The sequence below is a fragment of the Ammoniphilus sp. YIM 78166 genome, from assembly GCF_004522215.1.
Taxonomy (GTDB): domain Bacteria; phylum Bacillota; class Bacilli; order Aneurinibacillales; family RAOX-1; genus YIM-78166.
Window position 1 is genome coordinate 1 of sequence record NZ_SDLR01000072.1, and the last position, 311, is coordinate 311.

The 311-nt window shown below is 42.4% G+C and carries 1 protein-coding gene; it reads left to right on the plus strand.

The window, feature by feature from the left end; all coding sequences use genetic code 11:
- Window positions 1-57 precede the first annotated feature (57 nt).
- Window positions 58-311: GTP-binding protein (locus tag EIZ58_RS32945; protein ID WP_240689503.1), on the plus strand; the 254-nt coding region annotated here is incomplete at its 3' end.

Sequence of the window (311 nt, forward strand, 5' to 3'; positions counted from 1 at the left end):
AATTTTCGTTTTCGAGAGTTAGTCATGCTTGCGATAAAATACAGGAGGGTTTCATTAATGGCTGAAAAAGAACATTATGAAAGAACTAAACCCCATGTAAATATTGGTACTATTGGCCATATTGACCATGGGAAAACGACGTTAACCGCTGCTATCACTAAGGTACTTGCTGACAAAGGTTTAGCAAAGGCCGAAGATTATGCAGATATCGATGCTGCTCCAGAAGAACGTGAACGTGGTATCACGATCAACACTGCCCACGTTGAATACGAAACGGAAAAGCGTCACTATGCGCATATCGATGCCCCAGG